The 14,315-nt window shown below is 72.4% G+C and carries 17 protein-coding genes; 6 read left to right on the forward strand and 11 right to left on the reverse strand.

Translation table 11 applies throughout. The features are described from left to right. Positions 1-6 precede the first annotated feature (6 nt). Positions 7-786: a lysophospholipid acyltransferase family protein gene (locus tag VGD70_RS23300; protein WP_331084740.1), complete on the reverse strand. Its 780-nt coding sequence runs from the start codon at positions 784-786 to the stop codon at positions 7-9. A 243-nt stretch (positions 787-1,029) separates the two neighbouring features. On the opposite strand from VGD70_RS23300, the gene VGD70_RS23305 reads away from it, so the two are divergent. Then, entirely contained in the window at positions 1,030-1,566 is a 537-nt protein-coding gene (locus VGD70_RS23305; protein ID WP_331084742.1) for a hypothetical protein, read from the forward strand. A gap of 30 nt (positions 1,567-1,596) precedes the next feature. Here the strand turns inward: VGD70_RS23305 and VGD70_RS23310 are convergent, their stop codons facing one another. From VGD70_RS23310 to VGD70_RS23335, 6 genes are read right to left on the reverse strand one after another with little or no spacing between them, the layout of a single operon-like run. After that, positions 1,597-2,523, reverse strand: coding sequence for an ROK family protein (locus VGD70_RS23310; RefSeq protein ID WP_331084772.1), 927 nt, complete (start codon positions 2,521-2,523; stop codon positions 1,597-1,599). Positions 2,524-2,543: 20 nt separating this feature from the next. Continuing rightward, on the reverse strand, positions 2,544-2,897 hold the full coding sequence (locus tag VGD70_RS23315) for a hypothetical protein (protein WP_331084744.1): 354 nt from the start codon (positions 2,895-2,897) through the stop codon (positions 2,544-2,546). Continuing rightward, complete coding sequence (locus VGD70_RS23320; RefSeq protein WP_331084746.1) at positions 2,894-4,051, reverse strand: ArsA family ATPase; 1,158 nt, start codon at positions 4,049-4,051, stop codon at positions 2,894-2,896. The genes VGD70_RS23315 and VGD70_RS23320 overlap by 4 nt, the downstream gene beginning before the upstream one ends. 12 nt (positions 4,052-4,063) lie before the next feature. Further along, positions 4,064-4,501, reverse strand: coding sequence for an SRPBCC family protein (locus VGD70_RS23325; protein WP_331084748.1), 438 nt, complete (start codon positions 4,499-4,501; stop codon positions 4,064-4,066). 26 nt (positions 4,502-4,527) lie between these two features. Next, the gene (locus tag VGD70_RS23330) at positions 4,528-5,316 is read right to left on the reverse strand and encodes a metallophosphoesterase family protein (protein WP_331084750.1); all 789 of its coding nucleotides are present in this window, start codon (positions 5,314-5,316) and stop codon (positions 4,528-4,530) included. 9 nt (positions 5,317-5,325) lie between these two features. After that, positions 5,326-5,712: a polyketide cyclase / dehydrase and lipid transport gene (locus VGD70_RS23335; RefSeq protein ID WP_331084752.1), complete on the reverse strand. Its 387-nt coding sequence runs from the start codon at positions 5,710-5,712 to the stop codon at positions 5,326-5,328. Between the two features lie 42 nt (positions 5,713-5,754). On the opposite strand from VGD70_RS23335, the gene VGD70_RS23340 reads away from it, so the two are divergent. From VGD70_RS23340 to VGD70_RS23360, 5 genes are all read left to right on the forward strand, one after another. Continuing rightward, positions 5,755-6,891, forward strand: a complete 1,137-nt coding sequence (locus VGD70_RS23340) for an AMP-binding protein (RefSeq protein WP_331084754.1) — start codon at positions 5,755-5,757, stop codon at positions 6,889-6,891. A 100-nt stretch (positions 6,892-6,991) separates the two neighbouring features. After that, on the forward strand, positions 6,992-8,035 hold the full coding sequence (locus tag VGD70_RS23345; RefSeq protein ID WP_331084756.1) for a CHAP domain-containing protein: 1,044 nt from the start codon (positions 6,992-6,994) through the stop codon (positions 8,033-8,035). Continuing rightward, on the forward strand, positions 8,032-8,409 hold the full coding sequence (locus VGD70_RS23350; protein ID WP_331084759.1) for a YbaB/EbfC family nucleoid-associated protein: 378 nt from the start codon (positions 8,032-8,034) through the stop codon (positions 8,407-8,409). Before VGD70_RS23345 ends, VGD70_RS23350 begins: the two co-directional genes overlap by 4 nt. Continuing rightward, a complete protein-coding gene (locus tag VGD70_RS23355; protein ID WP_331084760.1) occupies positions 8,409-8,852 on the forward strand; it encodes a hypothetical protein in 444 nt (147 codons plus the stop codon). The genes VGD70_RS23350 and VGD70_RS23355 overlap by 1 nt, the downstream gene beginning before the upstream one ends. 124 nt (positions 8,853-8,976) lie before the next feature. Continuing rightward, positions 8,977-9,435, forward strand: a complete 459-nt coding sequence (locus VGD70_RS23360; protein ID WP_331084762.1) for a hypothetical protein — start codon at positions 8,977-8,979, stop codon at positions 9,433-9,435. A gap of 149 nt (positions 9,436-9,584) precedes the next feature. Here VGD70_RS23360 and VGD70_RS23365 read toward each other — a convergent pair whose 3' ends face one another. From VGD70_RS23365 to VGD70_RS23380, 4 genes are all read right to left on the reverse strand, one after another. Then, a complete protein-coding gene (locus VGD70_RS23365; RefSeq protein ID WP_331084764.1) occupies positions 9,585-10,730 on the reverse strand; it encodes a glycosyltransferase family 4 protein in 1,146 nt (381 codons plus the stop codon). A 9-nt stretch (positions 10,731-10,739) separates the two neighbouring features. Next, positions 10,740-12,095 (reverse strand): hypothetical protein, encoded by a 1,356-nt coding sequence (locus tag VGD70_RS23370; RefSeq protein WP_331084766.1) that lies wholly within the window; start codon positions 12,093-12,095, stop codon positions 10,740-10,742. 88 nt (positions 12,096-12,183) lie between these two features. Further along, positions 12,184-13,239, reverse strand: a complete 1,056-nt coding sequence (locus VGD70_RS23375; protein WP_331084768.1) for a C40 family peptidase — start codon at positions 13,237-13,239, stop codon at positions 12,184-12,186. Between the two features lie 677 nt (positions 13,240-13,916). Then, entirely contained in the window at positions 13,917-14,132 is a 216-nt protein-coding gene (locus VGD70_RS23380) for a hypothetical protein (protein ID WP_331084770.1), read from the reverse strand. Positions 14,133-14,315: the final 183 nt, after the last annotated feature.

Consider the following 14,315-nt stretch of genomic DNA (forward strand, 5'->3'; position numbering starts at 1 on the left):
GGTCTGTCAGCCGGCCTCGGTCTCGGGGATGCGGTCGGCGTCGGTCGGGTCGCCGGAGGCGGTGCGGCGTTGCTGGGTGGGCAGGTCGGCGGGCTCGCCGACGTCCTGGGCGGCGAGCAGCTCCTTGGCCTTGGCCGCGTAGATGTCGACGTACTCCTGGCCCGACATCTCCATCAGCGCGTACATGATCTCGTCGGTGATCGAGCGCTCCACGAAGCGGTCGCCGGCGAGGCCCTCGTAGCGGGAGAAGTCCATCGGCTTGCCGATCTTGATGCGGATCTTGTGCGGGCGCCACATCTTGGAGCCGATCGGGTTGGCCTTGTCGGTGTCGAACATGGCCACCGGGATGACCTTGACCCGCGACTCGAGCACCATCCGGGCGAGGCCGGTCTTGCCCTTGTACAGCCGCCCGTCCGGGGAGCGGGTGCCCTCGGGGTAGATGCCGAGCAGGTGTCCCTCGCGCAGCAGCCGGATGCCCGTGTCGAGCGCGGCCTGCGCGGCGGCGCCGCCGGAGCGGTCGATCGGGATCTGGCCCATGCCGGTGAAGAACCACTTCTTGAACCGGCCCTTGAACCCGGGCTGGGTGAAGTACTCGAGCTTGGCCGGGAAGGTGACCCGCCGCTTGAGCATCAACGGAAGGAAGAACGAGTCGGCGACGGCGAGGTGGTTGCTGGCGAGCAGCGCGCCGCCCGAGGCCGGGACGTTCTCCTCACCCTCGACCTCCGGGCGGAAGAACAGCCGTAGCACTGGTCCGAGGAACACATGCTTCATCCACCAGTACAGCACCGCTACCCACGCCTCCCGTGTTCGGCCGTTTGTCGAGCGTACGAAGGGTGTGGGGCCGGCACAATCCTTCGCCACCCAAAAGTCGGAACATGTAACACCGGCCACCACCGGGGAGATCCCTCCGGTCGCCACGGTACCCAACGAGTAAACAAGGCGGTGGGATCCGGCCATCCACACTCCGGTTCGTGCGACGATGGCCACATCACCTGCTCGTGCCTGAGTGCCTGAAGCAAGGAGGCCCAGGTGGCTGACCGGCCGGAGGACGTCGACGCCGCGTTCGCTGCGATCGTGGCCGACTTGGAACGTGAGGGCGTCGGTTCCCGACTGCCCGATCTCGACGACCCTCCCGACGGCCCACCGCCCTCCTCCGACGACCGGTCCGACCGGCCCGACCAGTCCGGCCAGGCCAGCCAGACCGCCCAGGCCGACCATGCCGAGCCCGAGCCCGCCAAGCCGGCGGGCGGCCCGCCCCCGGCGTCGTGGCGCGGCCACGAGGGCGAGTGGGACTGGTCCTGGGGCACCGACGACGAGCACTACGTCCCGCCGGAGCCGCCGCCGCTGCCCCGGCTGCGCCCGCTGACGATCGTGGCGCTGGTGCTGATCGTGGCGTCGGTGGTGCTGCTGATCGTGCCGGGGGTCATCGGCCTCGACGCGCGGATCGGCACGCCGATCGCCCTCGTGGCCCTCACGTGCGGCGGCGCGATGCTGCTGCTGCGCGTGCGCCACTCCCCCCGCGACCGGGACCCGGGCAGCGGCCGCGACGACGGCGCCCAGATCTAGGACACCCGCCGGGTAACGGCGGCCGCGGGCTCAGCCGCCGTCCGCCGCCAAGGCCGCGGCGCCCACCATCGCCGCGTCGTCGCCGAGCTGGGCGGTGCGGATGCGGGCCAGCGGGCGGTAGCCGGCGCCGGTGATCGTCTTCTTGTAGTGGTCCCGGGCGTCGTCGAGGAACAGCGGGGCCGACTCGGACACGCCGCCGGCGATGACCACGATCTCCGGGTCGTAGATGTCGGCCACGAGCGCCAGGCCCTCGCCCAGCCACGTCGCCAGCTCGGCCATCGCACGCTGGGCGAGTGGGTCGCCGTCGCGGGCCGCGGCGGCCACCTTCCGGCCGGTCACCGCGCGCTTGTCCACCGTCACCTCGCGGGCGAGCACGGTGGACCCGCCCGGGTGCCGGGCCAGCAGCTCCACCGCGGTCGTCGACAGCGCGGTACCGCTGCAGTAGCGCTCCCAGCACCCCGACTTCCCGCACGGGCACGGCCGGCCGCCGGGCACCACCGACAGGTGCCCCAGCTCCGGCGCCACGCCGTACGCCCCGCGGAACACCTTGCCGTCCAGCAACAACCCGCCGCCGATGCCCGTGCCGATCGCGACGAGCAGGGCGACCCCCGCACCGCGGGCCGCGCCGAACCGGTGCTCGGCCAGCACCGCCGCGTTGGCGTCGTGCTCGAGCACCACCGGCAGCCGCAGCCGCTCGGAGATCCGGTCGGCCACCGGCGCCTTGCGCCACGCCAGGTGCGGCGCGAACATCACCGACCGGCGGTCGGTGGTCACGAAACCGGCGACGGCGAGGCCGACCGCGGTCACCCGGTGCCGCGCCGCGAGGGTGCCGACCGCGGACACGATCGCGTCCTCGAGCGCGCCCTCACTCGTGGGCGTCGGCGCGCGGGCGGTGTCGAGCACGTTGCCGTACCGGTCCACCACGCCCGCCCGCACGCTGGTGCCCCCGATGTCCACCCCGATGGTCGTCTTGGCCTTCAATCCCGCGGATCTCCCTTGCGGCGCACCGGAATCCGCTGCACCCGCGGCCGGTCACCGGACCGGGCGGCCGGGGTGAACCCGGGCATGTGCGGCATCCCGGGCTCCCACCGGTCCGCGAGCACCGCGCGCAGCAGCGCCACCAGGTCGGCGACGCGGTCGAGGCTCTGCGCGGCCAGCTCGTTCGGCTCGCCGCGGACCAGCGCGAGCACCGCGCACGCGGGGCAGCGGCAGCCGGCCGTCGGCGAGTCGGCGGAGACCCGGTCCAGCCACGGCCCGGCCCGGTCGGCCACCGCGTCCAGCAGCAGCCGCAGCTCCTCGACCAGCCGGGTACCCGGCGCCGACGCGCTCACGCCTGCTCCTCGAACCGCAGCACCAGCCCGCCGTCCTCGACCGCCGCGTCGGTGACCGCATGCCGGCGCAGCAGCACCGGCAACGCGACCAGCCGGCGCACGCCGTCGACGGTGATCGCGAGGTCGTCGCCGACCCGGGCGAGGTCCAGCTCGCTCGAGTCGGTCAGCGGCAGTGCGACGGTCAGCTCGTAGCCCCCCTCGTCGAGCGTGCGGATGCCCAGCAGCGGCCGGACGTCGTCCCCGCCGAACGGGGCGTCGAGCGGGTCGGCGTCGCCGTACAGCTCGCCGGCCAGCTCCAGCAGCGGGCGGATGCCGACCGGCTCGGCCGGCCGGTGCTCCACCAGGTGCACCCGCAGCGGCGTCGAAGCGTCCAGTTCGGACAGTACCGCGTCCTGCTCGGCCCGGCGGGTGCGCAGCCAGCTCGCCGCCGGCCCGCGCCACGGTATCGATGCCCGGCCCCGCAACCGAGTCCTCGCCCGCGGCACGAGCCGGTTCGCGACGAGGCTGTCGACCCGGATCCCGCGCAGTGCCAACGCGGCCAGCGTCCGGCGGGTCTCGGCGACCACGAGCCGCTCCGGCGTGAGTACCAGCCGGACACTCGTCACCGCCGGGTCGACGAGCAGCCGGCGCAGCGCGCCGAGATGCGCGGCGAGCCCGGCGAGGGCGCCGCCGGACCCGTACAGCCGCTCGACGTAGCCGGCCACCGCCTCGGGCAACGCCAGCAGGCGCAACGTCTCCGCGGTGGGTCCACAGTCGACGACCACGACCTCCCACGGCCCTTCCTTCGCCAGCCGGGCCACCTCGGTGAGCGCGAGCAGCTCGTCCACCCCGGGCAGGACGGTGAGCTCCGCGGCGTCCAGGTCGTCGAGCCCGGCGCCGGCGAGCGCGGTGCGCAGCTGGCGGCGGATGTCCTGCCAGGCCTTGTCGACGAGCCCACGGGCGTCCACATGCGCCGCGTACAGGCAGGTGTCCACTTCGGACGGTTCGCCGGTGAGCGGCCGGCCGAACACGTCGCCGAGCGAGTGCGCCGGGTCGGCGGAGGCGACCAGCACCTTGTGCCCGCCGACCGCGAGCCGGGCAGCCGTCGCCGCGGCGAGGGTGGTCTTGCCGACCCCACCCTTGCCGGTGAACAGCAGAATCCGCGCGCCCGCCATACCGCCCCGGGCCTAGTCGCCCTCGACCCGGCGCTTGAGCTCCTTCAGCGCGATGTCCATGATCATCTTCTCGGCCTTGCGCCGGAAGAGGCCGATCATCGGCACGGCGAGCTGGACCGACAGCGTGTAGGTGACCCGGGTCTTGTCGCCCTCGGGGGTGAGCAGGTACTGCCCCGTCTGCGAGCGCTGCATCTGCCCCTTGACGAGCGTCCAGCTGACCGAGAGCCCGTCGGTGGCCCAGTCGTACGCGAGCGTGTAGACGTCCTTGAACGGCCCCGCGTCGAGGGTGAAGCGGACCTGCTTCGCCTTGCCGTCCGGTCCTTCCTCCAGGACCTCGGTCTTCTTCACCGCGTTGGCCCATTCCGGGTACGCCGGGAAGTCCGCGATCACCGGCATGATGTCCTGGGGCGGCGCGTCGACCACGATCGACTGGGTGGACTCATCGGCCATGCCGGGGAGGCTACCCGGTCACGAGGTCACCAACGCAGCACATAGGGCCGCTGGGTCCGCTGGAAGTGGCCGACGTTGGCGCATTCGGTGTAGGACACCCGCATCCGCGACGCCAGCGGCTGGTGCACATGCCCGAACAGGGCCCAGCGCGGCCGCTGCGTCCTGATCATCTCGAGCAGCGCGGCCGAGCCGAACTCCGCGCGCCGGGACACCACGTCGTAGGTGAGCTCGGGCACGTCCGGCGGGACGTGGCTGCACAGCACGTCGACGTCGTCGAGCCCGGCCAGCGCCGCGGCGATCTCCTCGTCGGTGCGCAGGTACGCGTGGAACACCCCGCCACGGCGGCGCACCGCGCCCGGCGGCAGCAGCGCGCCGCCGACGAAGCCGAACCGCAGCCCGCCGAGCTCGGCCACCTCGCCGTCGAGGATCCGCACGTTGTCCCCGGCGTACTCCGGCCACAGCGCGGGCGCGTCGACGTTGCCGGGCGTGGCGTAGGTCGGCACGGTCATCGCGGCGAACAGGCGCTCGTACTGCTCGCGGATGGCGTCCTCGACCACCGAGCCGGGATCGGCGAGGCTCGTCCACAGTGTCCCGGCGAACGCGGCCAGCTCGCTGTGCTGGCGCTCCCGGCGCAGCTTCGCGAACGTCGCCATCTTGTCCGGGCCGAACACCGAGCCCATGATCCCGCCGGAATGATCATGGTAGTCGACGAAGTCGATCAGGTCGCCGAGCACCACGAGCGCGTCGGCGCCGTCCCCGGCCTTGGCCAGTGCCTCGGCGTTGCCGTGTACGTCTGACACCACGTGAACCCGCACAATCGCAGGTTAGCTGGCCGGCGGCGGGCACCCCGGGCGCCGGCCGTCCTCCAGGACGGTCTTGAGGTCGAGCGCCACGGCCTTCGCGGCCAGCTGACGGCGGGTTTTCTCCCGGCGCAGCCGGCCCGGCCGGGCGACGGCTCCGGGCGGCGGGTCCGCACGCAGGAAGTAGTGCAGCAGGGTGCCGTCCAACACCGGCTCCAGCCAGACCTCCATCGTGCCGACCAGCGCGCCCCGCACGGTCCAGCGCAGCCCCTCGACACCGCGGTCGGCGTAGACCTCCAGCCGCAGGTCGGGCCAGAATCGGCGCCACGCACCGGGATCGGCGAACGCGGCGGCCACCGAACCGGGTGGCACGGCGAGGAACGTCTCGTCGATCACATCCACGGTGGGCACCCGTGCAGCATGTCAGGTGAGGTTCACGCTAGTTTTCCTGGTGTGACCGACGGGGACACCAGCGCGGAAAGCCTGACCGACATGGTCATGGCGAACGCGGAGCGGTTCGGGGGCGTGATCGGGGTACGCCGCCGGACCGACGGCTCCTGGCTGGACGTGACCACCGGCGAGTTCGCCGGGCAGGTCGTCGACGTGGCCAAGGGGCTCATCGCGGCGGGGCTGCGGCCGGGTGACCGGATCGCCCTCCATGCCGGCACGCGCTACGAGTGGACGCTGTTCGACTTCGCCGCCTGGGCGGCCGGCTGCCAGACGGTGCCGATCGACGCCGGCGCCACGGCCGAGGACCTCGAGTGGATCCTGTCCGACTCCGGCGCCTGCGCGATCGTGCTCGAGACCGGTGCGCACCGGGAGGCGCTGCGCCGGATCGTCGACCGGCTGCCCGAGCTCGGCTGGGTCTGGCAGCTCGACGGCGGTGCCGGCGAGGGAGACCTGGACGACGTCGTGCCGGCCGTCGCCGAGCTGACCGAGCTCGGCGAGGAGGTCGACGACGCCACCGCACGCGAGCGCCGGCTCGCGGTCGCCGCCGACGCGGTGGCCACGCTCGTCTACCCGCCCGGCGCCACGCACCCCAAGCGGATCGAGCTCACCCACGGCGAGATGCTCGCCGAGGTCCGCCGCATGATCGCGCGGTTCGCCCCGCTGCTGCGGGCCGGGAACTCGCTGCTGGTCCTGCTGCCGCTGGCCGACCTCGCCGCCCGGCTGCTGTCGCTGGCCTGCGTCTACACCCGCACCACGCTCGGCCACGTCTCCACCGCCGGCAACCTGGTCACCGACCTGGGCATGTTCCGGCCGCGGACCATCGTCGCCGGCACGGACCTCCTGCACGACCTGCACGCCTCCGCGCGCGAGCAGGCCGCCACCGAGGGCCGCTCGACCGTGTTCGACGCGGCCGCGTCGGTGGCCGTGCGCTACGGCGCCCGGACCCGGCCGTCGCTGGTGCTGCGCCTGCAGCACGCGCTCGCCGACACGGTCGTCTACCCGAAGCTGCGGGCGGCGTTCGGCGGCCGGTGCGTCGCCGCGATCACCTCGGGCGAGCCGCTCGACGCCGACCTCGTGCGGTTCTACCGCGGCATCGGGATCGCGGTGCACGAGCTGCCCGCGGGCGAGCCGCCGGCCTGATCGTGCAGCCGATGTGCTCATCCGTGCAGCACCGCTTCCGCTGAGCGGCCGTCCCGTCGGAAGGTGACCTCGTCGCCCACGCACGGGAGAGGACGGGGCCGTGGACAGCAGGGTCATCGCGCGCAAGGCAGCCGGGCAGCTGATCGCGCACCGCAACAAGCTGGCCGGCAAGGCCGAGGACGCCTACCAGGCCCACGCCGCGCTGGACACCGCCGCGAGGACCGTCGCGCGCCACCACGACGACCACAAGGCGGGCGCGGTCACCGCGACCAGCCACTGGGAGGGCCACAACGCCGCCGGCTTCGACCGCCGCGCGCGCCGGATGACCAAGGCCCTGGGCACGACGGCGACCGCGTCGACCAAGGCCGCGGAGATCGTCGGCGCCGCCGCGGCCTCGCTCGACTCGAACCACAAGGCGGTCGCGAACCTCGTCGAGGAGTACACGACCAAGGCGGCCCGGCTGCTGGACGCCGCCCGCGGGGTCACCGGGGCCGGCGCGCAGGGGGCGCTGGTACGGGCCGTCGGGCAGGTCGTCGACCTCGCGCGGGACTACACCAACGAGTCGGTCCGGCACGTGCGCTCGGTGCGGGGGCAGCTGAAGGACGCCGCCGAGGCGCTGGGCAAGCTGGAGAAAACGGTCGAGCACGACGGGTTCGCCGACCCGGCCCGGCGCAAGCGCAGGCACACCGGGTCGACGGCGAGGTCGGCGCCGCCGAAGACCAGGTCCGGCGTCCGCAACAAGATCAAGAAGCTCGCGGAGAGCCAGCTCGGCTACCACGAGGGCCCGGGCAACCAGAACAAGTACGGCCCCACCGGCGCGTGGTGCGCGAACTTCGCGACCTGGGTCTGGCGGAAGTCCGGTGTGGACATCGGGATCCTGCCGTTCACCGGCGACGTCTACCACTGGGGCCAGGACCACGGCCTCGCGTACGGCAAGCACGACCTCCACGCCGCGAGGCCGGGGGACGTGCTGCTGTTCGGGACGGGCCCGCAGAACACGCACACCAGCTCGCACATCGGGATCGTGGAGAGCGTCCACGGCGACAAGGTGACGCTGATCGAGGGCAACTCGTCGGACAAGGTGCAGCGGGTGACGCACACGCTGTCCAGCTCGACGTTCTACGGAGGGGTGCATCCACGATGAGCGAGCTTGCGAGCGAATCGATCGACACAGGGCGACCGCGAGCGGCATCACCGAGCCCGCGAGAGGATGCCGGTCGCGACATCACGGGATCGGCGGGCTCGGGCGGGCTCCGGGTCGAGGTCTACCCGGGCGGCGCGCTCTCGTCGCTGGCGCTGGACCGGCGGGCCATGGCGCAGGGCTCCCGCGCGCTGGCGGCCGGCATCCTGGCCGCGGTCGCCGAGGCCACGGCGGTGGCGAACCAGCGGACGAAGGCCGCGCTGCACGAGGCGCTGGACGGCCTGGGCGAGGACGAGCTGACCCTGCTCGGCCTCAACCAGGAGGCCACCCTGACCGAGCGCGCCGAGGCGACGACACCGGACTCGTGGAGGGCTTGATGGGGTACGAGACCTACACCGTGGACCAGCTGGTCGACGCCACCGCGGCCTTGAACGACCAGGCGGACGGACTGTTCGACACGCTGGGCCGGATCACCGCCACCGCCGCCGGTAGCGGGGTCGGGGTGCGGGTGAACCTCGAGGGCCGGCTGCTCTCGCTGGACCTGTCCCCCGAGGCGATGGCGCTCGAGCCCGACGAGCTGGCCGCCGAGATCTTCCGGCTCACCCAGGAGGCGTCGGCCGCCGCGCTGTCCGACGGGCTCGCCGCCCTGGAGCCGGTGGCGGGCGAGGAGCTGACGGCCGAGCTGTCGGAGATCATCGCCGCCCGGCCGAGTGCCCCGGTGCCGGCTCCCGCCCCCACCGAGCGGGCGCCGGCACCGGTGCGCACGCTCGACCACGCCGACGACTTCTCGGCCGTCGAGTCGTGGGCGCTACCCCGCTGACCGCGCGAACCGAAGCCTCCGTACCGACCAACTGCGTTGCGCATGCTTGCGGCGACGCCCGGTAACAGTGGACCCGCGCTACCGACCACTCCATGATGGGGCCAATCCGGAAGCGAGGGCCAGGATGGTCAACTCCCGATACCTCACGAACGCCGTCGAAGACCACGTGCGGGATGTGTTGTCGGCCAAGTACGAGACCGTGTTCACCAAGGAGGCCCTGCGCTTACAACCGGGCGGGTACCACGAGTTCGACGCCGTGTCCGACAACCGCCGCATCGTGGCGTCGATCAAGACCGCGTCCGGCGGGCGGCACCCCACGGGCAACGTGCTGAACTGCATCGCCGAGCTGTACTTCCTCTCGCTCGTCCGGGCGAGCAAGCGGATCCTCGTCCTCACGTCGGGGGAGTTCCAGGAGCTGTTCGCGCGCACGATGGACGGCAAGGTCGCGCACGGGATCGAGATCTCGTACATCCCGCTGCCCGCCGAGGTCGCCTCCCGGGTCGCGGCGGTCCAGCTGGCGACGAACGAGGAGATCCAGCCGGTGCTGGACGCGGCCGAGCTACGCGCCGTGGGCGGGCACTAGTCCGCCTCCCCGGGATTAACAGTGTGCGTTGGGTCCCGGCGAATAGTGCGGGTATCGAGGTGGATGGTGGCTGGGTGCCGTCACGGTCCCCTGAGGTTCCGGTGGTCGGCGCAGGACTTCACCCGATGATCTACGAGACAGGCCTTACCTCAGAAGGCGCTGCCATCGAGTAGGCGCGCCAGCCGGGCGGCGATGTCCTCCCAGCGCCAGTGGGCGGACACCCAGCGGCGGCCGGCCTCCCCCATCTCGGCGGCCCAGGTGGGGTCGGCGAGCAGGTCGGCCACCTTCTCGGCGATCCGGGTGACGTCGCGGCCGTCGACCACGTTGCCGGTCACGCCGTCCAGCACGGTCTCCGGGGCGCCGCCGGAGCGGCCGGCCACCACCGGCAGCCCGGACGCGGACGCTTCCAGGTAGACGATCCCCAGGCCCTCGACGTCGAGGCCGCGGCCGTGGGTGCGGCAGGGCATCGCGAAGACGTCGCCGGCGACGTAGTGCGCCGGCAGCTCCTCCCACGGCACCCGGCCGGTCATGATCACGTGGTCGCCGACGCCGAGCTGGTCGGCCATCGCGCGCAGGCGGTCCTGGTACGGACCGCCGCCGACGAGGAGCAGCGCCGCCTCCGGGACCCGCTTGCGGATCTGCGGCAGCGCCTTAATCAGCATGTCCTGGCCCTTGCGTGGCCAGAGGCGGGACACGCACACCGCGGTGGGCCGGTCGCCGAGGCCGTAGCGGGCCCGGATCTCCTTGCGCGCGGCGAAGTTCGGGGCGAACTGCTCGGTGTCCACGCCCGAGGGTAGGTACTCCAGCGCGGCCATCGGGCCGAACGCCGAGGCGAACCGGGAGCGGGTGTACTTGCTGACGAACGTCACGACGTCGGTGGTGGTGCCGATGCGGCGCAGTGCCTGCCGGGTGCCCGGGAGCATCGACCAGCCGACCTCGTGCCCGTGCGTGCTGGCGATGACCCGGCGCGCGCCGGCGGCCCGCAGCCGCGGCGCGAGCAGGGCGAGCGGCGCGGCGGCGCCGAACCAGACCGTGTCGCAGCTCTCGGCCCGCATGATCTCGCGGGCGCGCCGGGCGACGTCGGGGGTCGGCAGCATCAGGCCGGTCTTGTGCCGGATCACCGGGAAGGGCTGCTCGGCGTCGAACTCGGGGTGGGAGCCGGTCTGGTGGTTCCACGACGGCGCGTAGACGACGAGGTCCTGGTCGGGCAGCCGGGTCGCGAGCGCGTGCAGGTAGGACTGGATCCCACCGGGTCGGGGCGGGAAGTCGTTGGTCACGACCAAGGTCCGAGGCACCGGCAAACCCTACTTGAGCGCGTCCCGCAGGTAGTCCTGCCAACCCCCCACGAGCCTCGCGCGGTCGACCCCCAGAACCTCCCGCAGCAGGTCATCGGTCCTGCTCGCGGACGCCGGACCCACCGCGGCGAGCCTGCGGTACAGCGTGATGAGCGTCTCCTCGCCGTACCGGTCGGCGATGTAGCGGGCCAGCGACCAGCTCTGCTGGTAGGCCTGGTCGAGGTCGGCCCCGCTCGAGCGGAACCACCGGTCCTCGGGCAGCGACGTGGGCGGCCCGTCGTCGCGGACGCGCTTGGCGAGGTCGGGGGCGCCTTCCTCGAGGGTGACGCCGCTGTCCCGGTAGCCCACGTAGTCCGCGAAGCCCTCGAGCAGCCACGTTGGTGAGCCGTCCACGGTGTCGGCACGGGCGGCGAGGTGGGTGATCTCGTGGCGCAGCACCACCCGCAGCGAGGGGATCGACAGCGCGCGCACGCCGCTGGGGCTCAGCACGACCCGCTGGCCGGCCACCGTGCGGGTGGCGTTGTCCACCCGGTCCGCGACGGCCACCGCGACCACCGACTCGACCGGGAAGTCCGGCCCGACCAGCGCCCGCATCTCACCGAGCGAGTCCGGCAGCATCAGCACCACCCGCTGCGACCACCTCGTCGGCCAGATCTGGCTGACCGCGCGGACCGACGGGTCCAGCTCGCGGACCAGCCGCGCGACCATCTGGTCGTTGCCCGGGTGGCTCAGCACGATGCCGTGCTGGGTGCTGGTGACCTGGCACGGCCCGAAGTCCCACGGCCCGCGCCAGGTGCGCCGGCCGAGCTGGTCGAGGGCGTTGTCGGAGCGCAGGTACCAGGTGCCGTCGTGGCGGGCGAACAGGTAGCCCATGGCCCGGTTGGTCGGCGTGACGTCGCCGCCGCCCAGGGCGTAGCGCAGGTCGACCGCGGGTGCCCACAGGTCGGCGGCGGCGCTTCGGCCGGTGACCTCGGCGGGCAGCTCGGTGACGTCGAGCGTGTCGTCCGGGTGGAGCTGGTAGGACCACTCGGCCAGCGGCACGGTGGCGAGGTTGGTGAACAGCCGCTGCTGGCTGGCGCGGAACGGCTCGTCCGCCGTGGGGTCGACGGTGGTGAGGAAGGCCCGCACGTCATGGTCGCGGACGGCCTTGGCGCGGCGCGCCAGCAGGTCGCCGACGGCCTCCACGCGGGTGGCGTCGGCCTGGTCGGCCGGCCGCGCCGGGGTGGCCGCGCCCAGCGGCTGGCCGGGACCGGGGGCGGCGGGGAAGACATCCTGGCCGGGGACGGCCACCAGGGCGAGACCACCGAGGATGGTCGCGGCCGCCGCCGCGCCCAACCACGTCCGCAGGCTCGCCCGGTCGGTCACAGCTGAATGCTAAGGCCACAGACGTCTCGGGACCGGTGCGCGCCGCACCGGTCCCGAGACTTTTCGATCTTGTGCCGATCTTGTGAGGTCAGCCGGCGATGCGGCGGGCCCCCAGGTAGTCACCGCCACCGCCGTCGGGCGCGGCACCGGTCTTGACCGGCGTGCCCGAGGTGGACGCGTGCACCAGCATGCCGTCACCGATGTACATGGCGACGTGGTGGATGGAGCCCGGGCTGCTGCCGTAGAACAGCAGGTCGCCGACCTGCCACTGGCCGTACGACACGGACTTGCCGTAGCCGTACTGCGCGCGGCTGGAGTGCGGCAGGTTGATGCCCACCGCGTTGTAGGCGTACATCGTGAGACCCGAGCAGTCGAACGTGTTGGGGCCGTCGGCGCCGTACACGTACCACTTGCCGCGCTGCTGCATGGCGACCTCGGCGGCGCGGCCGCCGGCACCGGGCGGGCCTAGGAAGACGCTGTTGTCCACCGGACCGGCCAGCTGCTGCTGCTGGGCGCCGCTCAGCTCGTTGTACGCGGCCTGGACCTTGTCCTTGCGGGCGTCCAGGTCCCTCTTGGTCTTGGCGATCTTGTCCGTGAGCGCCCGGGCGGCGTTGGTCGCGTCCTGCGCGCTCTTCTGCGCAGCGGCGGACTTGGCCTGCGCGTCGGCGGCCAGGTTGACCGCCCCCGTCAGCTTGGACAGCGCTTGCTCGTTGTCCGACGCCAGCACACCCAGGGCCGCGGCCCGCTCCAGGAAGTTCTCGGCGGAGGACCCCGTGAGCAGGGCGGAGAGCTTGTTGAACCGGGCACCCTGGAACGAGGCGCTGGTCAGGACGTCGACCTTGCCGCGGAACGCCTCTTCATCCGCCGCTGCCTGAGCCATGGCCGCCTTCGCGTTGGCGAGGTCGGCGCTGGCCTTGGTGAGCTGCGCGTTCTTCTTGTCCAGGTCGGTCTTGGCGGCGAGCCAGTCCTCGGTGACCTTCTCGGCCTGCTTCGTCAGCTCTCGGTACTGGTCGAGGGCCTCCGACGCGGTGCTCGGTGGGGGCTGCTGGTGGGCGGGAGGAAGCGCGAGCGCCGGCGAGGGGGAGACACTCACCACCACGATGGCGGCGGTGACGCTGACTGCTGCCCGGAATGCGCGCTTCATTCGATGCGACGCCACGTTAGCGCGGGTCTCCTTCTGTCCTTCGGGACCGCCGACGAGGCAAAAAGCACGACTTCAGACCGCGCTCAGCCGCAACAACGGCTGTGCGATCAGTGCTCTCGCCCCACCGTGGGGGAATCCGGTCCAGCCTCCCCGACAAAGGCTGATTCGGCGGCGATCTCGCGTAGCGGCCCCGGGGTGGGCCGCTGTCGGCCGCGAGATCTCGGACAGGTTACGAAAAGTGAGTCCACGCGTCTACTGGGGCTGGCGAAAAAAGTGGTTCAGACCCTTGGAAACACCAATGGAGCAGTCCTAACTTCACAGTGTGACCGCGACAACATCGCAGTTCACCCGGTCCGTGGACGGCACCCGCGTCCGTTCGGCGACGCAAGACGACCGTTCGGCGACGGAGTTCGACTGCCGCGCGTGTTCGCCTGGTTACAGCACCAAACAGGGACTGTCACGCCCACTCAGGGTGCCTGCTGGCTAGCTCCGCGCTGTGCCCCATGGTTCGCTTCGCTCCTGCGCTACTCGCCGTCTTCCCTCCTCCCGTGCTCGGCGCTGACGCGCCTGCGCGCGCTCGTCAGTCCAGACGGCGAACGCTCCGTCGCTCCCGCTCACGCGTCCAGACGGCGAACGCTCCGTCACTCCCGCTCACTGTGCTGAATGGTTCGCTCCGCTCACGCCGACTTGTCGATGGGTTCGAGGCGTAGTCGCGGGACTATGCCCGCCCTCCCCAGTGCGTCGATGGCACGTTGCTCGGAGGCGTCCAGCTCCACGTGCGGCGGAGCGCCCAGCAGCACGCTGACCACGCAGTCGCCACAGGCGAGCCCACGCACCACACAGCTGTCGCAGTCGATGATCATTCCCTGCTCCTTGCGGTTCGAGTTCCTCATGTCCCGAACGGTAGAGAGGGGGTCCGACAATTTCTGGAGCTCAACCGGTGAACTCCCAGTGCCAGGGCTCCTCGCGGCCCTGCCCCGGGCGCGCCCACGGCGGGTTCGACCAGCCGAAGGCCGGCGCGTTCGCGGCCAGCCACGCGTACTCCGCGCTGCCGAAGGACTGGGCGCCGCCGCACA

The organism is Actinophytocola sp. (genome assembly GCF_036402745.1).
Classification (GTDB): domain Bacteria; phylum Actinomycetota; class Actinomycetes; order Mycobacteriales; family Pseudonocardiaceae; genus Actinophytocola.